Consider the following 21,038-nt stretch of genomic DNA (forward strand, 5'->3'; position numbering starts at 1 on the left):
CTCCTACAGTGGCAAGGCGTACCCCCTGTAGGAGCTGCCGCAGGCTGCGATCTTTTTCAAGTGTCAGAGATTAATGGCCCTTCCCCGAATGCCCACCTGCATGTTCGGCGCCCTTCCCCGGCCCCTTGCCAGCCTCGGCCTTGCGACCACCCTCGGCGTCGTGGCTGGCTTTGTCGACGGCGGCCGCATCCTTCCCGGCCTCTTTGCCCAATTGTTCGACCGTCGCCAGGTTGCTCTTGCGCACGCTGTCGACAAAGCCCTGGAACGGCAGATCCGTGATGCCCACCAACCCGAAGTGACCGTTTTCACCGTCAAGCAGGCGACCGGTGACCGGTTGATCGAGGTACTGGAACCAATGCACGCCGACAATCGACGGCTCGCTCATTGCCTGCTTGAGGAAGTTGGCATATGCCGCACCTCGGTCTTCCTCTTTCGCCAACGGCGTGACGCCGCCCCAGAACGGCCCACGATCAGCCGAACCGAAATTGAACTCGCTGATCAGCACCGGTTTGTCGAGACTGCGCAACTTGGCGAAGTCGTAACCGTCCTGGGGTTGCAGGGTGTACATGTTGAAACTCAGCACGTCGCAATACTGGGCGCAGGACTCCACGGCTTCCGGCGTGCTGATGGCGAAACGGCCACCGAGCAGCAGCTGGTTTGGCGCGTGCCACTTCAGAGAGTCGGAGAGGGTCTTGAAGTAAGTGTCGGCAAAGACCTTCTGGAAGTATTTGAAGTCGGCTTCGATTTCCGGGTGCTCGGCGCTCGGGAGCGGTGGCACGAATCCCGGATCCTCCATCAACTCCCAGGCGGGCAGATCAATGCCCCAGGCTTTCGACAGGCCCGCCTGATTGCGGTACTTGTCACGCAGTTGCTTGAGGAATGCACGTTTGGCCGGCACATCGGTGGTCATTTTCAAGGTGCCGTAGGCCAGGGCATATCGGGCTTTCGGATCATCCCCGGGACCGGCCCAGGCCAGTTCGTTGTCGGCGTAGTAACCGATCAGCCACGGATCGTCACGATGGTCGCGGGCAGCAATCGCCACTGCACGCTCGGTGGCCATGGCAAAACGCGGGTCGAACGGGTCGGGCATGCCGCCCCACCAGTCGGTACCGGTGCTGATGCTGGCGTAGTCGCCGACGATCGACAGCGGCAAGGTGTATGGCACGCGATCGGCGTTGCCCAGTACCGGGGCGCTCCAGTTGCCGATGGTGTTGAAGCCCCAGGCCTGCAGGCGATCAAGGGTGTGACTGGCCCAGCGTTGCTCGTCGAACAACGCTTTGCACGGTTCGACCGATGTTGGCTCTGCCGCTGTTGCCAGCGTCGCTTCAGTCTTGGCGGCTTCGGCGACGCCAGACTCGGCGGTTGCAGGAGCGACGGGTTGCTCCGCAGCCTTGGTCGCTGTCGCTTCAACCGCATCCGCCTTGGCCGCCGCGGCGACGCCCGCTTTGGTTTCGCTGCCCAACGCGCAAGGATCGCCATACAGGCGTTGCAGGTTGGCACCGTAGAAGTCGTACCAGCGCCCGGCATTGTAGCCGCGCCCTTGATCGGCACCATTGCCGCCACGGTTGTTGCCTTCGCCGTAGTGGCTGGCCAGCGCCTCGTCAGCCTTGGGCAGGGAGTCGAACATCCACTCGCGACCGGCCACATAGGTCTGGTTGACATCAGGGGCCACGGTATTGACCCCAAGGGAATAGAACGGGTGGCCTTCAGGCGTCACCAGATACCAGCGACCGTTGCGCTTCTCGGTGCGAAAAAAGCCACTGGCCTTGAATGACGGGCCGTTGGTCAATCCACCGAATTTGTCCAGCGAAGCCTTCTGACGCTCAGCCAGCCAGGTTTTCAGTTGTTGCTGTTCCTTGGCGGCGGCGCTTTTCAGCTGCTCGTCGCTGCTGACTTTTTCCGGCCATTTGGCCCGGGTCGACTGGCCATACGCATCCACCAAGCCGCCATACACGGCTTGGCTGACCGACTCGCCATCCTGCACACCAAAGCGCTCCAGCAGGATGCTTTGCGCGGCTTTGGGCTGGTCCATCGACAACGTCACGGACACCACCTGGCTGCGATCCAGCTCACCGGCGCTGTTGGCCAGCAACACACGCTGGCCCTCAACGGTCATCGGCATCGGCGGTCCGGCCTTCATGCCCTGGCTCAGCGGCGATGTCGCTTGCAGCGGCACCAACAGGGTTTGCGCAGGCCCGGCCGGCAGATCGACGCGGCTGACCAGGGTCTTGCCGTCGTTGCTCTGGATGGTCACGTACAAGGTCAAGGCCCAGTTCATCGCGCTCTGGATCCGCAGGCTCATGACGCCCGATTGCGACCAGTCCCAGGCACCGGTTTGCGGGGTCAGGCGCAACGTCGGTCGGGCGACCGGGTTGAAGGTCACCCGGCGCAGCACTTCGCCTTCAGGGGTTTGCTCGGCGTTGGATTGCGGCAGGCTGGCGTCCTGTGTCGCCACCTGGACCACGTCGGCGGGGCGCACAAAGTTGAACAGCGTCTGCTGGCTGGCAGGTGCGGCCAACAGCGGTGTTGCGAACAACAGGGCAAATACGGCAGGCAACGAACGGCAAATCATGAGAACGACATTCTCCCATACGACCTTCAATGGGCCAGTGAAAAAGCGATGGCAGAGAGATAGACAACGCGGCGGGCAAAACTGCCCACCGGTGCTTCAGGAAATTTCTCGACGGAACGGCGGCAACGCGTTGAGGATGGCTTTGCCATAGCGCTGGGTCACCAGGCGCCGGTCGAGCAAGGTGATGGTGCCGCGGTCTTCTTCGGTGCGCAGCAAGCGACCGCAGGCCTGGACCAGTTTCAGCGAGGCGTCCGGTACGGAGATTTCCATGAACGGATTGCCGCCACGGGCTTCGATCCATTCCGCCAGCGCCGCTTCGACGGGATCATCGGGTACCGAGAATGGAATCTTGGCAATGACCACGTGCTCGCAATAGGCACCGGGCAAGTCGACCCCTTCGGCGAAGCTGGCCAGGCCGAACAGCACGCTGGAATCCCCGCCATCGACTCGTGCCTTGTGCTTGTTCAGGGTTTCCTGCTTCGACAGGTTGCCCTGAATGAACACTTGCTTGCGCCAGTCGCGGTCCAGGCCATCGAACACGTCCTGCATCTGTTTGCGCGAGGAAAACAGCACCAGCGTGCCCCGCGAGCCCTCGACCAGTTCCGGCAGATCACGAATGATCGCGGCGGTATGTGCCGCTGCATCACGAGGATCGGCGTTCAGGTTCGGCACCCGCAGCACACCGGCGTCGGCATGATGGAAGGGGCTTGGCACCACCGCTGTCACGGCTTTTTTCGGCAGGCCGGCGCGCATGCGGAAGCGGTCGAAGGTACCGAGGGCGGTCAAGGTCGCCGACGTCACCAGGCAGCCATACGCCACGTTCCACAGATTACGGCGAAGCATTTCCGCCGCGAGGATGGGACTGGCGTTGACCTCGATGTCGAACAGCGATCCGCTTTCGGCCAGGGTCAGCCAGCGGGCCATGGGCGGGTTGTCTTCCGGGTCTTCGACGGTGAAGGCGGTCCACAGCTCCCAGTTGCCGGAAGAGCGCGACAACAGGCTGCCGAACAGCGGGTACCACTCTTCAGCCTGGTTGCTGGCGATGCCAATGTTGACCTCGCCGTCCATGCCTTCCTTGAGCAGGTCGGTCAGGCGGGTGAACAAGTCGGTCAGCCGTGCGAAGCCTTTCTTCAGTTCGATGCCCATTTCACGCATGTGCTCGGGAATCACCCCGCCGACGAATCGGTGACGCGGGCGCTCGCGGCCTTCGACGTCTTCGCCGGGTTTGAAGTCGGCAATCTGCTCGCACGCGGTGAACATGAACTGCTGCTGGGTCTTGATCTCCCGCGCCAGCTCCGGCACCTGCTCGATCAACTTGCCCAGGTCGCCCGGCAACGGGTGCTGGGCCAGCAATTTGGTGAGGTTCTTGGCGGTGGTTTCCAGCCAGTCGGCGGTGGAGCGCAGGCGCGTGTAATGGGCGAAGTGGCCGATGGCCTTGTCCGGCAGGTGATGGCCTTCGTCGAACACGTAGATGGTGTCGCGCGGGTCCGGCAGTACGGCGCCGCCGCCCAGGGCCAGGTCAGCCAGGACCATGTCGTGGTTGGTGACGATCACGTCGACCTTGCCCATGCCTTCGCGGGCCTTGTAGAAAGCGCACTGGCCGAAGTTCGGGCAATGACGGTTGGTGCACTGGCTGTGATCGGTGGTCAGGCGCGCCCAGTCGGCGTCTTCCAGGGCGGTGGACCAACTGTCGCGGTCACCGTCCCACTTATTGCCGGCGAGCTTCTCGATCATGCTGGTGAACAGCTTCTGGCTAGCCTCGTCGACCTCGATCTTGAAGCCTTCTTCTTCGAACAGTTGCGCAGTGGCAGTCTGCGCGTGGCCTTCCTGGAGCAACATGTCGAGTTTGGACAGGCACATGTAGCGCCCGCGCCCCTTGGCCAGGGCGAAGCTGAAGTTCAACCCGCTGTTGCGCATCAGGTCGGGCAAGTCCTTGTAGACGATCTGCTCCTGCAGGGCCACGGTGGCCGTGGCGATCACCAGGCGCTTGCCGGCGGCCTTGGCCGTGGGAATCGCCGCCAGGCTGTAGGCCACGGTCTTGCCGGTACCGGTGCCGGCTTCCACCGCGACAATCGCGGGGTCGCCACTGCGCCGGCCTTCGTCGTCGGTGTCGATGTCACCCAGGACCTTGGCGATTTCGGCGATCATCAGGCGTTGGCCGTAGCGCGGCTTGAGGCTCTTGGCTTCGAGAAAACGCGAGTAGGCGCCCTGGATCGTGGTTTTGAGTTCGGTGCTGATCATGGATTGTCGGGCGCAAAAAACGCTGGATAAATTTTCAGTGGTTCGGATCGACGGCTATCATACCCCGCTAATGAATCCTGCGCAGAACGGAGTACCCGAATGACACCTTTTAGCCTCATATATAGCCTGCATGTACTGGCGGCCCTGGTCTGGGTCGGCGGCATGTTTTTCGCCTGGATGGTCCTGCGCCCCGCCGCGATCACGGCACTTGAAGGCCCTGCCCGGCTGAAGTTGTGGGTAGAAGTGTTTCAAGGTTTTTTCCGCTGGGTCTGGGTGGCGGTGGTGCTGTTGCCGGTCAGCGGCGTGGGCATGCTGCATATGCACTTCAACGGCTTTGAAGCCGCTCCGCGCTATGTGCAAGTGATGATGGGCCTGTATGTGGTGATGACCGCGCTGTTTATCCGCATTCAGGCGCTGATGCTGCCGGAGCTGCGCACCGCCGTGGCCGAACAGGATTGGCCGGCGGGTGCCGGTGTGCTGGGGCGGATTCGCCGGTTGGTGGGGATCAATCTGTTGGTGGGGTTGGCTGTGGTGGCGATTGCGGCGGCTCGGCCGATGTTTTGAAACCTGTGGCTGGAGTTGCTGTTGTGGCGAGGGAGCTTGCTCCCGCTGGGTCGCGAAGCGACCCTGATTCAGTATCCGCAACGTCCCTGAAGGTATGCGGTGCCCGGTTTGCGACGGCTTCGCCGCCGAACGGGGGCAAGCCCCCTCGCCACAGACAAGCTCCCTCGCCACGGGTTCTCGGCGTTTCTTACAACCGCTGCACAGTCACCGAACCCGCCGCACCTTCAGTCCCCGGCTGCCCGTCGGCGCCAGGTTTGCCGCTCTTGCCGCCATCGGCCTTGTAGACCAGGCAGCCCTTGGCCTTGCCGCCAGCACCCGGCTTGCCGCCCGGGCCGGCCAGGCCACCGGCACCGCCAGCCACCTGCACCTTGATCCGGTCTGCCGGAAAGTCGTGCGGCACTGCCAGCTTGACCAACGCACCCGGCGCGCCTGGTTGACCATTGCTGCCATCACTGCCATCGGCACCGCGACCGGCCTGGCCCCAGGTGCAGCCAGGGTCCTCACCGTTGGCGCCATCCAGGCCGACAAATCCCGGTGCGCCTGCGCCGCCTCGTGCGTCCACCAATAATTGCGGCGCATTCAGTGTCTTGATCTGCAAATCAAGATTGCGCCCGGAGCGGGCGGCCTTCTGGTAAGTCCCGGGCGCGCCACGCGCGGTGATCTGACTGCCTTCGGACAAATCAGCGCGACGGACCTTCAGCGCCAGCGCCTGCTCTCCCGGCACAATGGCGATACGCGCTTCACGTCCCAGATGCAACTCACCCACGGTGACTTCGGTGACGTTGGAAGGAATCAGCAAGGTGCCGTAATCGGCCACTTCCAGGCGTTCCAGTTGCAGGGTGCTGGCGGTGTTGGGCAAGCGCATCAGCGAGTTGGGTTCGACACTCACCACCTGTGCGCTGGCCAATGGACTGATGAGTGCGGCGAGCAGACAGAATTTACGCATGGGAAGCCTTCGAAGCGCTGGGGGCTGGAATGGTTTGCAGGTGGAATACACCGAAAATGACGATCCTCAGGCGGTCAAGCCAGGGATGGGCGCGACCTCGCAGGCTGCGATAGCACAACAGTGCTTCAAGAAGATGGATGAACCCCAACAGGCAGCCGGCCAGATTGACCAACAGGTGCAGCGGAAAGACAAATGGCGTGAGCTGATTGACCAGCACCACCAACCAGAACAGCAGGGTCAATAACCGCCCCAGCCCCCATAAGACCTTCATACGCTCCCCCGATGAGAATTATTGTTTGGGCGCACAGTAACGGCTTCCGCGCGGGATAAGCCAGAGGGCAACGGAAAAATCTTCATGAAGGCCGCCGAACGGCCGTCGCAGCGCTCACAACTGTCGCTCGACGGCTCTATCTCTTGGCTCAGCGGTTTATATGCAGTTCCACGCGACGGTTTTTCGCACGACCTTCGTCCGTTTCATTGTCGGCAATCGGCTGACTTTCGCCCCTGCCTTCGCTGGTGACTTTGTTCGGCGCCACACCCTGGCTGATCAGGTATTCCGCCACGCTGCTGGCGCGTCGCTCCGACAAGGCCTGGTTATAGGCATCCGAACCGACGCTGTCGGTATGGCCGACCACCTTGATGCTGACCACATCGGCATCCAGGAACTGGCTCATCAACGCATCCAGTTGACTCTTGGCCGTCGGGGTCAGGTCGGATTGATTGAAGACAAACAGCAGATCGCTCAGCGTAATGACTTCGGTTTGCGCAGGCTCGGTCTGGACCCTGTCCGGGTACTGCGGCACCGGGCAACCGCGATGGTCGACCGCGGTATTGGCGGGAGTATCAGCGCAACGGTCGCGCCGGTCGAAAACGCCGTCGCCGTCTTCGTCGCCATCCTGGGCGTAGCAGATCAAGCCGCCGGACAAGATACCCAGCGCCGCCCCACCCGCGGCCCAGGCGCCACTCTCGATTGCGCCCAGGCCACCGCCGACCAGGCCGCCGATGAGGCTGCAGATTGGCCAGGTGCGTTGATTGAGGGGGGCAGTGCCATCGCTGTGGGTCGCGCAGCCGGTCAAGAGGCTGCCAAGTAGCAGAACCGGCAAGACGGTCCTTGTGAGAACGATCATATTGAAAGCTCCTGTGTCACCGGCCCATACCGGTTACACAGGAGTAAAGACCCGCATCCGCGACTGCACAAGGCGCGGATGCGAGGGGGAGTCAACGCTGGATTTTGATTTCCGTACGACGGTTCTGTGCGCGACCGTCAGCGGTTTTGTTGTCCGCAACCGGCTGGCTTTCACCGGCACCGACCACCGACACGAAGTTGCTGCGAGGTACGCCTTGCTCGATGAGGTATTCAACCACCGAGTGGGCGCGTTTATCCGACAGTTTCTGGTTGTAGGCGTCGCTGCCCACGCTGTCGGTATGACCGGTTACAGTCAGTTGAGCAGTTGGGGCTTCAGCTTTCAGGCGAGTGGCAATCTTGTCGAGGACCTGCTTATCGGACGAGGTAAGCGTGGCTTTATCAAACTGGAAGTGAACATCGCGGATGACGATGGTTTCTTCCTTGACCACAACCACCTCTTCGACCACAGGCGCTGGTGGTGGGCAACCGTTGGCATCGACCTGAACGCCTTTAGGCGTGCCCGGGCACTTGTCGCGACTATCCGGCACACCGTCGCCGTCTTCATCGCCATCACCGTGCACCCAGCAATAAGCCGCTGCCGTACCGCCGACGAGCAGAGCACCATACCCTGCCCATGCCGAGCTTTCGGTCGCACCGAGGCCCGCACCCACGACACCACCAACCGCCGCACAGGTCGGCCAGTCGGTTTTCTGCAAACCTGCGCAACCAGTCAACACACTGGTTAGCAGAACCAAGGGTAATGCTGTCCGAACTATGCTCATCTAGTTTTCTCCTGAAGGATCGGCTTAGAACCGATTCAGGTAGTAAAGACCCGAGTATTAAACTCCGCCAGCAATGGGCCATGCTGTTTATTCAGGCAATAACGGCAGCTTGGCGCATTTGTCGCCAAGCCGCTCTAGGCCCGAACGTCCGGGCAGGCTAGTCTTGGCAGATCTGATTGAGGATCTTCGATGATTGCAGGTATTTCTTCACGCACGCCGCAGCAGGCACTGGCCGCTTTACTTGACCGATATGCCCCCGCGCGCCTGTTGTTGATCGGCGCCAGCGAATTCCCGGCACTGGAAGCATTCAAACTCGCGCACCCGGACAGCTGCGTTGCTTTCGCGGCCCCTGGCCCATTGCCCGACGAATTGGCGGCCCGCCGATTCGACCTGGCCCTGGTGGTCGATTGCCTGGAGCATTTGCCCAAGCGTGACGGCCTCAACCTGTTGGGCGGCATCCGCAACCTCAACGCCAGCCGCATTGCCGTGCTGGCGGATCTGCCGGCTTGTGGCTGGCAGGAAACGGACTTTTTCTCCCTGGCCCTGCAAGCCAGCGAACGCTTTCAACGGGACGAACAGGTCTTGACCCTGTTTACCTACGATCTGCTTGAATACAAACAAGTCCCTGACTGGCTCAATTCGCGCTTCTGGGCCAATCCGGAAAACTTCGGGAAATACTGGTGGTAATGCAATGAGTACATCCATTTGCCCTTGCGGCAGCGGCACCCTGCTTGACGCCTGCTGCGGTCACTACCATGCCGGACACCCGGCGCCGTGCGCCGAAGCCTTGATGCGTTCGCGCTACTGCGCCTACGTGCTGGGGTTGGTCGACTATCTGGTGGCCACCACCCTGCCCGCCCAACAGGCCGGCCTGGACCGTCAATCGATCAGTGACTGGAGCGCGCAAAGTACATGGCTGGGCCTTGAGGTGGAAAGCTCCGAAGTGCTGGGTGGCCAGCCTGAACACGCTTTCGTGACTTTCACCGCGCGGTGGCACGACAGCAGTGGCGAGCACAGCCATCGAGAGCGCTCATCGTTCGTACAGAACACCGGGCGCTGGTATTTCATCGACCCGACCGTGCCACTCAAACTCGGGCGCAATGACCCCTGCCCGTGTGCCAGCGGACAGAAGTTCAAGAAATGCTGTGCGGGTTACTTCGGCAGCTAGTCCATGGAATGACTGTCCACCACGCAGGAGCTGTCGAAGGCTGCGATCCTTTGGGTCTAGACTGGAACTCAAGGGAGAAACACCACGATGATCATCCGCCGCGGCGCACTCTGTCTGCTCACCTTGTTCCTGACACTGGGACTCGGCGGCTGTGCGTCGTGGTTCGACGACGACTTGCCGGACCCCGAGGTCCATCTGGTGAAGGTCGAGGCGGTCAGCACCAAACTGCTGGAGCAGAAATTTCTCCTGCACTTTCGCATCGACAACCCCAACGACAGCGACCTGACGGTGCGCAGCCTGGAGTACCGCATTCACCTGGGTGACATACTGCTGGCCGACGGCGAGTACGAACACTGGTTCACCATCAGCCCCAGGCACAGTGCCTACTTCAAGGTACCGATCCGCACCAACCTGTGGTCCAAGGTCCGTGATCTGGCCAAACTGCTGAAAAAATCCGACCAACCCATTCCCTATCGTCTGGAAGGTGAACTGGAAACCGGTATATTCATCGCCCACTACGTGCACCTGGCGCGCAATGGCGTGATAATCGCCGCCGATTTAATTCCGGAGCAACACCGATGACCCAGCAACCCCATGTCCACGGCCCTGACTGCAACCACGATCACGATCATGGCCATCAGCACCATGATCACGACCACGGCCATGTCCACGGTCCGAACTGCGGCCACGCCCACCAGGAACCGGTGCGCAATGCCCTGAAAGACGTCGGCCGCAACGATCCGTGCCCATGCGGCAACGGCAAGAAATTCAAGAAGTGCCACGGCGCTTGATGCTTCGGGCGAAGACTTGCTTCGCCTGTTGAATCGCCATCGCGAGCAGGCTCGCTCCCACACTCGATCTACGCCAGACAACGGTCCTGCGAATGCAGGTCCCATGTGGGAGCGAGCTTGCTCGCGATTGCAGTATCACATTCAACATAGAGGTCGACAGACCTGACGCCATCGCGAGCAAGCTCGCTCCCACAGTGATTAGACAGATACTTAGTCGGCCGACAGGATCTGCACACTGCTGACCACCGTCGCATACTCGCCGTGCAGATTCCCCAGCGACATCGCATGCACCTCTTCGGCGCTATGGGCATGGCCGAAAAAATCAGCCTTGTCGAAGGTAAAGCACGCATCCTCGACCACCCAGGTATCAAACCCCAGGTTGCCCGCGGTGCGCGCCGTGGACTCCACCGAGTTGTGGGTCGCGACACCCACGATGATCAACTGCCCGATCCCCGCCTCGCGCAACTGCGTCTCCAGCTCCGTTGCACAGAACGCATCCGGCACCTGCTTCTGGATCAAGCGTTCACCGGCCATTGGCGCGAACCGCTCCTGAAACTCCACGCCCGACTGCTGCGGCCAGAACACCGAGTCCTGCGAGCGGGACAGGTGCTGCACATGGATCACCGGCCGAGCGGTGCGCCGCCAATGACCGAGCATTTCCAGCATGCGCTCTTCGGCCTGAGGATTATTCCTGCGGCCAAGCCTGGGGTGAAGGATGCCTTTTTGTTGATCGATGATGATCAGTGCCGCGTTTGCCTTGAGCTCCATGCCGATTTTTCTCCAGGATTGTTGACCGTGTCGCACTTCAACATTGCCGGTTACGGCTGGCAAGCCACCCTTGAAAGTCAAAAGATCGCAGCCTTCGGCAGCTCCTACGGAGATACGCCGACCTTTGAAAAATCCTGAAATAACCTCTTACCCCGCTTGCGCGGCCATCGCCTGCTCACTAACGTAGCGCCTTTATTGCGCCAACACCCCCGCAGGAGCTTTGCCATGGCCTCGCCAGCCCTTACTCATTTTTTACCCCGGTTCGGCGTTGCCGCAGCAGTGGCGGGCGTCTTGAGCCTGACCGGTTGTCAGAACTTCAACGCCCAGGACACCCTCCCGCCAACCTCCGGCGTGCAACCGCTCAAGGGCCTGGCGCAGAACGTTTCGGTGCGTCGCAATGCCATGGGCATGCCGCTGATCGAAAGCAACAGCTTCCACGACGCGCTGTTCACCCTCGGTTACGTGCATGCCAGCGACCGCATCACGCAGATGGTCACCCTGCGCCTGCTGGCCCAGGGCCGATTGGCCGAGATGCACGGCGCGGACCTGCTGGATGCCGACCGTTACATGCGGGCGGTCAACCTGAAGAAAAGTGCCGGCGAGTTGTACAAGGCCTCTTCGCCGCGCCTCAAGCGTTTCTTCGAAGTCTATGCCCGGGGCGTCAATGCCTACCTGTTCCGCTACCGCGACAAACTGCCGGCGGACCTCGCGGCCACCGGCTACCGGCCTGAATACTGGCAACCGGAAGATTCGGCGCTGATTTTCTGCCTGTTGAACTTCAGCCAGTCGACCAACCTGCCGGAAGAGATTTCCTCGCTGGTACTGGCCCAGACCGTCACCACCGACAAACTGGCGTGGCTGACGCCGTCCGCCCCCGATGAAAAACTGCCGGTCGCCGAGAGCGAAAAACTCCAAGGCCTCAAGCTCAACGGGCAAGTACCGGGCCTGGCCGAACTCAGCAAAGCCACGGGACAACTGTCGGACCTCAACCTGCTCGGCGCCACCTCGTCGAACAACTGGGCCATCGCCGCGCAACGCAGCCGCAGCGGCAAGAGCCTGTTGGCCAGTGACAGTCATGGCCCGCTGGGCGTGCCTTCATTGTTCAGTTACGTGCAGATTCGCGCACCGAAGTATCAGGCGTCCGGCGTGACCATCGCGGGCCTGCCGATGGTGCTCGGTGGGTTCAACGGTAAAGTGGCGTGGAGCATGGCGTCCGTGATGGGCGACAACCAGGACCTGTTCCTGGAGAAGATCAAGCGCCAGGGCAACGGGCTTACCTATGAAAACGCCGGGAAGTGGCAGCCGGCGATCGTGCGCAACGAAACCTATTTCGTCAAAGGCCAGCGGCCGATTCGCGAAGCGGTGTACGAAACCCGCCATGGCCCGCTGCTCAACAGCGCCCAGGGCACCTTGCTGGCCAATGGTTTCGGCCTGGCCTTGCAGATGCCGAACTTCACCGACGACAAGACCCTGGACGCGTTCTTCGACCTGTCCCGCGCCCAGAGCGCCGAGAGAGCGTCGGATGCCAGCCGCGAAATCCGCGCCATCGCACTGAACCTGGTGTTTGCCGACGCCAGCCACATCGGCTGGCAGGTCACTGGCCGCTACCCGAACCGCCGCGAAGGCGAAGGCCTGCTGCCCTCGCCGGGTTGGGAAGGTCGCTACGACTGGGACGGTTATGCCGACCCGATGTTGCATCCGTACGACCAGGACCCGGCCCAAGGCTGGCTCGGCACCGCCAACCAGCGGGTCATTCCCCATGGCTACGGCATGCAGCTGTCCAATTCCTGGGCCGCTCCGGAGCGCGGCGAGCGTCTGGCCGAACTCGCCGGCGCAGGCAAACACGACAGCCGCAGCCTGATCGCCATGCAGTACGACCAGACCACGACCTTCGCGGCCAAGCTGAAGAAAATGTTCGAAGCGCCGGGCATGGCCCAGCCACTCAAACAAGCCATCGACGCCTTGCCGGTGGCCGATCGCGCCAAGGCACACGAAGCCTACAGCCGCTTGATGGCGTTCGATGGCAAGCTCAGCCCGACCTCCACCGATGCGGCTATCTACGAACTGTTCCTGCAGGAAAGCACCCGGCAGATCTTCCTCGATGAACTGGGCCCGGAAAGCAGCCCGGCATGGAGGGCCTTTGTCGCCGATGGCAAGTTGTCCTACGCGGCCCAGGCCGATCACTTGCTGGGGCGTGAGGACAGCCCGTTCTGGGATGACGTGCGCAGCGCGCAGAAAGAAGACAAACCGGCCATCCTCGCCCGCAGCCTCGCCGCTGCGATCAGCGCCGGCGACAGCCAGTTGGGCGGCGATCACAAGGCCTGGCAGTGGGGCAAACTGCACCGCTATGAATGGAAGAACAGCAGCGGCCAGACGGTACGCGGCCCGCTACCGGCCGGTGGCGATCACACCACACTCAACACCGCCGCCTTCGCCTGGGGCCAGGACTTCAACACCACGCTGGCGCCCGCGATGCGTTTTATCGTCGACTTCGGCCAGTCCGAACCGCTGATGGCGCAGAACGGCACCGGTCAGTCCGGCAACCCGGCCAGTGCGAACTACCTCAACAGCATCGAACCCTGGCTCAAGGGCCAGTACATGAGCCTGCCGATGCAGCCGCAGAACTTCGACAACGCCTATGGCAAGAATCGACTGACGCTGACACCCGGCAAGTAATGCTGATCCCTGTGGGAGCGGGCTTGCTCGCGAAAGCGGACTGACATTCAAAGTAATTGTTGAATGTTCAATCGCTTTCGTCGGAACGCCGCCCGGAGCAAGCCCGCTCCCACACTCGTATTTCATCCGCCCATAAGCCCGATAGAACTTCTCGCCCCGCGCCAACCTCATAGCTAACAAGTCTCTCCACTCTGGCAACGCCATGGACCTTGTTATCTCGCGTCCCGAAGGTTTGTACTGCCCCGCCGGCGATTTCTATATCGATCCGTGGCGACCGGTCGAGCGCGCCGTGATCACCCACGCCCACGGCGACCATGCCCGCACCGGCAATCAGCACTACCTGGCGGCGGCGCCCGGCGAGGGCATTCTGCGCGTGCGACTGGGCCAGGACATCAATCTGCAAACCCTGCGCTATGGCGAACGCCTGCTGCATCAAGGCGTGTTCCTCAGTTTTCATCCTGCCGGTCACGTACTCGGCTCGGCGCAGGTACGACTGGAATACGGTGGAGAAGTCTGGGTGGCCTCCGGGGACTACAAGACCGAGCCCGACGGCACTTGTGCAGCGTTTGAACCCGTACGCTGCGACACCTTCATCACCGAGTCGACCTTTGGCCTGCCGATCTACCGCTGGCAACCCCAGGTGCAAGTGTTTGCCGAGATCAATCAATGGTGGCAAGCCAACGCGGCGGTCGAAAAAACCAGCGTGCTGTTCTGTTATTCCCTCGGCAAGGCCCAGCGCATTCTCCATGGCATCGACGCGCGACTGGGCCCCATTCTCGTGCATGGCGCCGTGGAACCCATTAACCGGATCTACCGCGAAGCGGGGGTTCATTTGCCGCCCACGATTGATGCCGCCGACATCAAAAAGAGCGACCCGATGATGCGCAAGGCGTTGGTGCTCGCACCGCCTTCGGCGGCGAACAGCAGCTGGATGCGTCGCTTCGTCGATTACAGCGACGGTTTCGCCAGTGGCTGGATGCGTTTGCGCGGAACACGTCGGCGGCTCGGTGTAGACCGAGGTTTCGTCCTGTCCGACCACGCCGACTGGCCAGGTTTGCTGTGGGCCATCGAACAGACCGGTGCCGAACGGGTCATGGTGACCCATGGATCGAGCGGCGCACTGGTACGTTATCTGCGCGAGCAGGGGCTTGATGCCATGGCGTTCGATACCCGATACGGTGAAGACGAAGAAGACCCTGCCCACGCCGATACCGAACTTGCCGCGGTGCTGCCATGAAGGCATTCGCTGAACTGTACGCCAGGCTCGACGCCTCGACATCGAACAACGCCAAACTGGCGGTGATGCAAGACTACTTCGCCCAGGCCACACCGGAAGATGCCGCATGGGCGGTGTACTTTCTGTCGGGAGGACGTCCCCGACAATTAGTACCCGTGCGGGTACTGCGCGAACTGGCGGTGGCGTTTTCCGGTTTGCCGCCATGGCTGTTCGAAGAGAGTTACCAGGCCGTCGGTGATCTCGCGGAAACCATTTCGCTGGTCTTGCCGCAAGCCCCGCACCGTTCAACCGACGGGTTGGCCACCTGGGTCGAGGACAAACTGCTGCCACTGCGCGGCGAAACACCGCAATCCCTCGCGCAAAGGTTACCGGCGCTGTGGGCGCAACTGGACCGGGTGAGCCTGATGGTCTGCATCAAACTGATCACCGGCAGCTTTCGCGTCGGGGTGTCCAAATTACTGGTCACCCGCGCCCTGGCAGCCATGGCCCGTCTCGACAGCAAACGCGTGGCGCAGCGGCTGGTGGGTTACACCGATCAGGCCCACCGCCCCAGCGCCGCCAGCTACCTGAAACTGATCGCCGCCGAATCCCCGGATGAACATGCCCAGCGTGGCGGCCAGCCCTACCCGTTTTTCCTCGCCCATGCCTTGTCGTCGCCCGTGGAACAATTCGAAGCGCTGCTCGGTCCTGCCCGGCACTGGCAGGCGGAATGGAAATGGGATGGCATCCGCGCCCAGGTGATCAAGCGCAGTGGGCGACTGTGGATCTGGTCGCGGGGGGAAGAGTTGGTATCCGAACGCTTCCCTGAACTGGACAGTTTGATTCTGAACCTTCCCGACGGGACAGTGATCGACGGCGAGATCGTCGCCTGGAAGTCTGCGCCAACCGGCGTCGAAAAGGCTTTTGAACCCGCCGTGCAACCTTTCGCCCTCCTGCAACAACGAATCGGTCGCAAGGCCCTGGACCGGAAAATCCTCGATGAAGTGCCGGTGGTGCTGCTCGCTTTCGACTTGCTCGAGTGGCAGGGAGAAGACTGGCGCAACCGGAGTCAGTCCGAGCGTCGCGCACAACTGGAACGGGTGGCCGGTGACTGCGCCAATCCGCGGTTACGCCTATCGCCATTGTTGACCGGCGACACCTGGATCGACCTCGCCCGCCAGCGCGATACATCCCGCGCCCTCGGTGTCGAGGGCCTGATGCTCAAGGCGCGCGATGCCCGGTATGGCGTCGGCCGGACCAGGGACATGGGCGTGTGGTGGAAATGGAAAGTCGACCCGTTCAGCGTTGATGCCGTGCTGATCTATGCGCAGCGGGGGCAAGGGCGCCGGGCCAGCCTCTACAGCGATTATACGTTCGCCGTCTGGGACGGCCCGCCAGAGGCCAGTGAACGCACCCTGGTGCCGTTTGCCAAAGCTTACTCAGGGCTCAGCGATGACGAAATCCGCCAGGTCGACAGCATCGTGCGCAAGACCACAGTGGAAAAATTCGGCCCCGTGAGCAGCGTCCAGCCAAGCCTGGTGTTTGAATTGGGCTTCGAGGGAATCGCCCTCTCTCGTCGTCACAAGAGCGGCATTGCCGTGCGCTTTCCGCGTATGTTGCGCTGGCGCAAGGATAAGTCGGTCGACGAAGCCGACAGTTTGACGACCCTGCAAAATCTGCTCAGCTAACCCCTCAATCCCTCCTCAAATATTTTTCTTTTTGAGTCGAACTGGTGCGGCCATTTCCCTGCGCCCGTTTTCGTGCATAAATCTGTCTCCGGTTATTTCCAGACACCTTTTAAAACGCTTGTTCGGCACTCTGGTTCGGAAATTGCTACTTTCAACAGGTCTTACGCTTTCCAGTAACAATAATTCTGCGCCACGAGCGCTCATATTGGTTTTAGGGATTGAATAATGAAAAAAGCATTGCTGACCCTTTCTGCACTGGCATTGTGCATGGCTGCTGGCTCCGCCATGGCGAAAGAATATAAAGAACTGCGTTTCGGCGTTGACCCTTCCTACGCACCGTTCGAGTCGAAAGCGGCCGATGGCAGCCTGGTAGGCTTCGACATCGATCTGGGGAACGCGATCTGCGCCGAACTGAAGGTCAAGTGCAAGTGGGTCGAAAGTGACTTCGATGGCATGATCCCTGGCCTCAAAGCCAACAAATTCGACGGTGTGATCTCGTCGATGACCGTTACCGAAGCCCGTGAAAAAGTCATCGACTTCTCCAGCGAGCTGTTCTCCGGCCCAACCGCCTACGTGTCCAAGAAAGGTTCTGGCGTGACTGAAGACGTCGCCTCGCTCAAGGGCAAGACCGTCGGCTACGAACAAGGCACCATCCAGGAAGCCTATGCCAAAGCCGTTCTGGACAAGGCCGGCGTGAAAACCCAGGCCTACGCCAACCAGGACCAGGTCTACGCCGATTTGACTTCCGGTCGTCTCGATGCAGGGATCCAGGACATGTTGCAAGCCGAACTGGGCTTCCTGAAGTCGCCACAGGGCGCCGACTACGATGTCAGCAAGCCGGTCGACAACGCTTTGCTGCCATCCAAGACAGCCATCGGCATTAAGAAAGGTAACACCGAGCTGAAAGCACTTTTGGATAAAGGTATCAAAGCGTTACACGATGATGGCACCTACGCCACCATTCAGAAGAAACACTTTGGCGATCTGAATCTGTACAGCGGCAAATAATGCCCGGCGCCCATCTTGCGATGGGCGCTTTTTTCATCCGATCAGGTTGCTGATTTATGTTCGAAAACCTATTAGAAAATCTGGGGCTCTCTGCCTTCAGCCTCAAGGGCTTCGGTCCGCTGCTGATGCAAGGCACCTGGATGACGATCAAGTTGTCGGCGTTGTCGCTATTGGTGGCCGTGTTGCTCGGGCTGCTCGGCGCCAGTGCCAAGCTGTCAAAAGTCAAACTGATGCGCGTGCCTGCCCAGCTCTACACCACCCTCATTCGCGGCGTTCCGGACCTGGTCCTGATGCTGTTGATCTTCTACAGCCTGCAAACCTGGCTGACCTCCCTGACCGATTACATGGAATGGGAATACATCGAGATCAACCCGTTCAGTGCCGGGGTCATTACCCTCGGCTTCATCTACGGTGCGTATTTCACCGAAACCTTCCGTGGCGCGATCCTCGCCGTCCCGCGGGGTCAGGTCGAAGCGGCCACCGCCTATGGCCTCAAGCGCGGCCAGCGTTTCTGGATCGTGGTGTTCCCGCAGATGATGCGTTATGCCCTGCCGGGTATCGGCAACAACTGGATGGTGATGCTCAAGGCCACCGCCCTGGTGTCGATCATCGGCCTCGCCGACCTGGTCAAGGCCGCCCAGGACGCCGGCAAGAGCACCTATCAGCTGTTTTACTTCCTGGTGCTTGCCGCATTGATCTACCTGGTGATCACCAGCGCGTCCAACTTCATCCTGCGCTGGCTTGAGCGTCGTTACTCCGCCGGTACCCGGGAGGCCGTACGATGATCGAACTTCTGCAGGAATACTGGAAACCCTTCCTCTATAGCGACGGCAACAACATCACCGGCCTGGCCATGACGATGTGGCTGCTCAGCGCTTCGATCTTCATCGGTTTTATCGTGTCGATCCCGCTGTCCATCGCCCGTGTATCGCCGCATTTCTACATCCGTTGGCCGGTGCAGTTCTATACCTACCTGTTCCGTGGCACGCCGCTCTATATCCAGTTGCTGATCTGTTACACGGGGATCTACAGCCTGGCCGCCATTCGGGCCCAGCCAGTACTGGACGCATTCTTTCGCGATGCGATGAACTGCACGATCCTGGCCTTCGCCCTGAACACCTGCGCCTACACCACGGAGATTTTCGCCGGGGCAATCCGCAGCATGGCCCACGGTGAAGTGGAAGCGGCCAAGGCTTACGGCCTGACTGGCTGGAAGCTGTATGCCTACGTGATCATGCCGTCAGCCCTGCGTCGCTCGTTGCCGTACTACAGCAACGAAGTGATTCTGATGCTGCACTCGACCACCGTGGCCTTCACCGCGACCATCCCGGACATCCTGAAAGTCGCGCGGGACGCCAACTCGGCGACATTCCTGACCTTCCAGTCCTTCGGCATCGCCGCGCTGATCTACCTGACCGTCACTTTTGCGCTGGTCGGCCTGTTCCGCCTTGCCGAACGCCGATGGCTGGCCTTCCTCGGGCCGACCCACTAGGTCTCAACCTGCTTCAGGAACAACAGATGCGCCACCAGAAACATGACCTGCTGGCCCCGCTGCCGGGGACCGCACGACAGATCCACAGTTTTCACTTCGGCCCACAACCGGCCAACGGCAAGATCTACATCCAGGCCTCCCTGCACGCCGACGAAATGCCCGGCATGCTGGTGGCCTGGCACCTCAAGCAACGCCTGGCAGAGCTGGAAGCCGCCGGTCGCCTGCGCAGCGAAATCGTGCTCGTGCCCATCGCCAACCCGGTAGGCCTGGAACAGGTGGTGATGGATGTGCCGCTGGGCCGCTACGAGCTGGAAAGCGGCCAGAACTTCAACCGCTGGTTCGTCGACCTCAGTGAAGAAGTCGGCAACGCGATCGAGGGCAAGCTCGGTGACGATGCGCAGCACAACCAGCAACTGATCCGCAGCAGCCTGCGCGAGGCACTGGCCCGGCAGACTGCCGACACCCAATTGCAATCCCAGCGCCTGACCCTGCAACGACTGGCCTGCGACGCCGACATGGTGCTCGACCTGCATTGCGACTTCGAAGCGGTCGCGCACCTGTACACCACCCCGGATGCCTGGCCGCAGGTCGAGCCGCTGGCCCGTTACATCGGCGCCGAAGCCAGTCTGCTGGCGACGGACTCTGGCGGCCAGTCGTTCGATGAATGCTTCACCCTGTTGTGGTGGCAGTTGAAAGAGCGCTTCGGCGAACACTTCGACATTCCGCCGGGCAGTTTTTCGGTAACTGTCGAATTGCGCGGCCAGGGCGACGTCAATCATCCGCTGGCGAGCCGCGATTGCCAGGCACTGATCGATTACCTGATCCATTACGGCGCGATCGCCGGTGAATCCGCGCCCCTGCCCGACCTGCCCTATCCGGCGACACCGCTGGCCGGTGTAGAACCGGTAGCCACACCTGCCGGCGGGCTGCTGGTATTCACCGCGCTGCCGGGGCAATACCTGGAAGCCGGGCAACTGATCGCCGAGGTCATTGATCCGATCAACGATCGCGTCACTCCCGTTCACTGCACCGCCGCCGGGCTGATGTACGCCCGTTCGCTGCGCCGCATGGCCACTGCCGGCATGGTGATCGCCCACGTCGCGGGCACCGAAGCCTATCGCAGCGGCTATCTACTTTCGCCTTGAGGATGCACGCCCCATGTACAAATTGACCATCGAAGGCCTGCATAAAAGCTATGGCGACCATGAAGTCCTCAAAGGTGTTTCGCTCAAGGCCAGTACCGGCGACGTCATCAGCCTGATCGGCGCCAGTGGCTCGGGTAAAAGTACCTTTCTGCGTTGCATCAACTTCCTGGAACAACCCAACGACGGCGCCATGAGCCTCGACGGGCAGAACATCCGCATGATCAAGGATCGTCACGGCATGCACGTGGCCGATGCCAATGAACTGCAGCGGATTCGCACCCGCCTGGCCATGGTGTTCCAGCACTTCAACCTGTGGAGCCACATGACGGTGCTGGAAAACATCACCATGGCGCCGCGCCGGGTGCTGGGCTGCGACAGGAAGGAAGCCGAGGACCGCGCCCGACGCTACCTCGACAAGGTGGGACTGGCCTCCCGTGTGGCGGACCAGTACCCGGCATTCCTGTCCGGCGGCCAGCAACAAAGGGTCGCGATTGCGCGCGCACTGGCGATGGAACCGGAAGTCATGCTGTTCGACGAACCGACCTCGGCGCTGGACCCGGAACTGGTGGGCGAAGTGCTCAAGGTGATCCAGGGCCTGGCCGAAGAGGGCCGGACCATGATCATGGTGACCCACGAAATGAGCTTTGCCCGTAAAGTGTCGAGCCAGGTGCTGTTTCTGCACCAGGGCCTGGTGGAGGAAGAAGGCGCGCCGGAAGACGTGCTGGGCAGCCCGAAAAGCGAGCGGTTGAAACAGTTCCTCAGTGGCAACCTGAAGTAACGTCTACAGAAAAACCTGTGGGAGCGGGCTTGCTCGCGAAAGCGGTGTGTCAGGCGGCATGAATGCCACTGACACAC

General features: G+C 61.3%; 21 protein-coding genes. 14 read left to right on the plus strand and 7 right to left on the minus strand.

Annotation, left to right across the window (positions count from 1 at the left end; all coding sequences use genetic code 11):
- Window positions 1–70: 70 nt before the first annotated feature.
- Window positions 71–2,572, minus strand: a complete 2,502-nt coding sequence (locus AC07YV_RS28085) for a beta-galactosidase (protein WP_102702549.1) — start codon at window positions 2,570–2,572, stop codon at window positions 71–73.
- 96 nt (window positions 2,573–2,668) lie between these two features.
- Window positions 2,669–4,813, minus strand: coding sequence for an ATP-dependent DNA helicase DinG (gene dinG / locus AC07YV_RS28090; RefSeq protein ID WP_102702550.1), 2,145 nt, complete (start codon window positions 4,811–4,813; stop codon window positions 2,669–2,671).
- A 99-nt stretch (window positions 4,814–4,912) separates the two neighbouring features.
- On the opposite strand from dinG, the gene AC07YV_RS28095 reads away from it, so the two are divergent.
- On the plus strand, window positions 4,913–5,377 hold the full coding sequence (locus AC07YV_RS28095) for a CopD family protein (RefSeq protein ID WP_102702551.1): 465 nt from the start codon (window positions 4,913–4,915) through the stop codon (window positions 5,375–5,377).
- 187 nt (window positions 5,378–5,564) lie between these two features.
- Here AC07YV_RS28095 and AC07YV_RS28100 read toward each other — a convergent pair whose 3' ends face one another.
- The 4 genes from AC07YV_RS28100 to AC07YV_RS28115 form a co-directional block, all read right to left on the minus strand.
- Window positions 5,565–6,323, minus strand: coding sequence for a collagen-like triple helix repeat-containing protein (locus AC07YV_RS28100; protein ID WP_102702552.1), 759 nt, complete (start codon window positions 6,321–6,323; stop codon window positions 5,565–5,567).
- Window positions 6,316–6,594, minus strand: coding sequence for a DUF1145 domain-containing protein (locus AC07YV_RS28105; RefSeq protein ID WP_102702553.1), 279 nt, complete (start codon window positions 6,592–6,594; stop codon window positions 6,316–6,318). Before AC07YV_RS28105 ends, AC07YV_RS28100 begins: the two co-directional genes overlap by 8 nt.
- Before the next feature lie 148 nt (window positions 6,595–6,742).
- Entirely contained in the window at window positions 6,743–7,450 is a 708-nt protein-coding gene (locus tag AC07YV_RS28110; protein WP_102702554.1) for a PA1041 family peptidoglycan-binding anchor lipoprotein, read from the minus strand.
- 91 nt (window positions 7,451–7,541) lie between these two features.
- Entirely contained in the window at window positions 7,542–8,231 is a 690-nt protein-coding gene (locus AC07YV_RS28115) for a PA1041 family peptidoglycan-binding anchor lipoprotein (RefSeq protein WP_102702555.1), read from the minus strand.
- Window positions 8,232–8,420: 189 nt separating this feature from the next.
- Here AC07YV_RS28115 and AC07YV_RS28120 point away from each other — a divergent pair, with 189 nt between their 5' ends.
- The 4 genes from AC07YV_RS28120 to AC07YV_RS28135 all read left to right on the plus strand — a co-directional run bounded on the left by AC07YV_RS28120 (window position 8,421) and on the right by AC07YV_RS28135 (window position 10,190).
- Window positions 8,421–8,918 carry a DUF6231 family protein gene (locus tag AC07YV_RS28120; protein ID WP_007971634.1) on the plus strand — a complete coding sequence of 166 codons (498 nt, stop codon included), beginning with the start codon at window positions 8,421–8,423 and terminating at the stop codon, window positions 8,916–8,918.
- Between the two features lie 4 nt (window positions 8,919–8,922).
- A complete protein-coding gene (locus AC07YV_RS28125; protein WP_102702556.1) occupies window positions 8,923–9,399 on the plus strand; it encodes a YchJ family protein in 477 nt (158 codons plus the stop codon).
- An 87-nt stretch (window positions 9,400–9,486) separates the two neighbouring features.
- Window positions 9,487–9,981 carry an LEA/WHy family protein gene (locus tag AC07YV_RS28130; RefSeq protein WP_102702557.1) on the plus strand — a complete coding sequence of 165 codons (495 nt, stop codon included), beginning with the start codon at window positions 9,487–9,489 and terminating at the stop codon, window positions 9,979–9,981.
- Window positions 9,978–10,190, plus strand: a complete 213-nt coding sequence (locus tag AC07YV_RS28135; RefSeq protein WP_102702558.1) for an SEC-C metal-binding domain-containing protein — start codon at window positions 9,978–9,980, stop codon at window positions 10,188–10,190. The genes AC07YV_RS28130 and AC07YV_RS28135 overlap by 4 nt, the downstream gene beginning before the upstream one ends.
- 210 nt (window positions 10,191–10,400) lie before the next feature.
- Here AC07YV_RS28135 and AC07YV_RS28140 read toward each other — a convergent pair whose 3' ends face one another.
- Complete coding sequence (locus AC07YV_RS28140; RefSeq protein ID WP_494990381.1) at window positions 10,401–10,934, minus strand: cysteine hydrolase family protein; 534 nt, start codon at window positions 10,932–10,934, stop codon at window positions 10,401–10,403.
- Between AC07YV_RS28140 and AC07YV_RS28145 the strand changes: the two genes are divergently transcribed.
- The 9 genes from AC07YV_RS28145 to AC07YV_RS28185 all read left to right on the plus strand — a co-directional run bounded on the left by AC07YV_RS28145 (window position 10,836) and on the right by AC07YV_RS28185 (window position 20,961).
- Window positions 10,836–11,096, plus strand: coding sequence for a hypothetical protein (locus AC07YV_RS28145; protein WP_494990382.1), 261 nt, complete (start codon window positions 10,836–10,838; stop codon window positions 11,094–11,096). The genes AC07YV_RS28140 and AC07YV_RS28145 overlap by 99 nt on opposite strands.
- 87 nt (window positions 11,097–11,183) lie before the next feature.
- On the plus strand, window positions 11,184–13,634 hold the full coding sequence (locus AC07YV_RS28150) for a penicillin acylase family protein (RefSeq protein ID WP_102702561.1): 2,451 nt from the start codon (window positions 11,184–11,186) through the stop codon (window positions 13,632–13,634).
- Window positions 13,635–13,836: 202 nt separating this feature from the next.
- Window positions 13,837–14,871 (plus strand): ligase-associated DNA damage response exonuclease, encoded by a 1,035-nt coding sequence (locus AC07YV_RS28155; RefSeq protein ID WP_102702562.1) that lies wholly within the window; start codon window positions 13,837–13,839, stop codon window positions 14,869–14,871.
- Entirely contained in the window at window positions 14,868–16,538 is a 1,671-nt protein-coding gene (locus tag AC07YV_RS28160) for an ATP-dependent DNA ligase (RefSeq protein WP_102702563.1), read from the plus strand. Before AC07YV_RS28155 ends, AC07YV_RS28160 begins: the two co-directional genes overlap by 4 nt.
- Before the next feature lie 225 nt (window positions 16,539–16,763).
- Window positions 16,764–17,546 carry a transporter substrate-binding domain-containing protein gene (locus AC07YV_RS28165; RefSeq protein ID WP_008052144.1) on the plus strand — a complete coding sequence of 261 codons (783 nt, stop codon included), beginning with the start codon at window positions 16,764–16,766 and terminating at the stop codon, window positions 17,544–17,546.
- A 56-nt stretch (window positions 17,547–17,602) separates the two neighbouring features.
- Window positions 17,603–18,331, plus strand: coding sequence for an ABC transporter permease (locus tag AC07YV_RS28170; RefSeq protein ID WP_095943917.1), 729 nt, complete (start codon window positions 17,603–17,605; stop codon window positions 18,329–18,331).
- Window positions 18,328–19,038: an ABC transporter permease gene (locus AC07YV_RS28175; RefSeq protein WP_102702564.1), complete on the plus strand. Its 711-nt coding sequence runs from the start codon at window positions 18,328–18,330 to the stop codon at window positions 19,036–19,038. Before AC07YV_RS28170 ends, AC07YV_RS28175 begins: the two co-directional genes overlap by 4 nt.
- Before the next feature lie 26 nt (window positions 19,039–19,064).
- Window positions 19,065–20,183, plus strand: a complete 1,119-nt coding sequence (locus AC07YV_RS28180) for a succinylglutamate desuccinylase/aspartoacylase family protein (protein ID WP_102702565.1) — start codon at window positions 19,065–19,067, stop codon at window positions 20,181–20,183.
- A 13-nt stretch (window positions 20,184–20,196) separates the two neighbouring features.
- Entirely contained in the window at window positions 20,197–20,961 is a 765-nt protein-coding gene (locus AC07YV_RS28185; RefSeq protein ID WP_102702566.1) for an ABC transporter ATP-binding protein, read from the plus strand.
- Window positions 20,962–21,038 lie beyond the last annotated feature (77 nt).

The sequence above is a fragment of the Pseudomonas sp. GW456-E7 genome, from assembly GCF_059424105.1.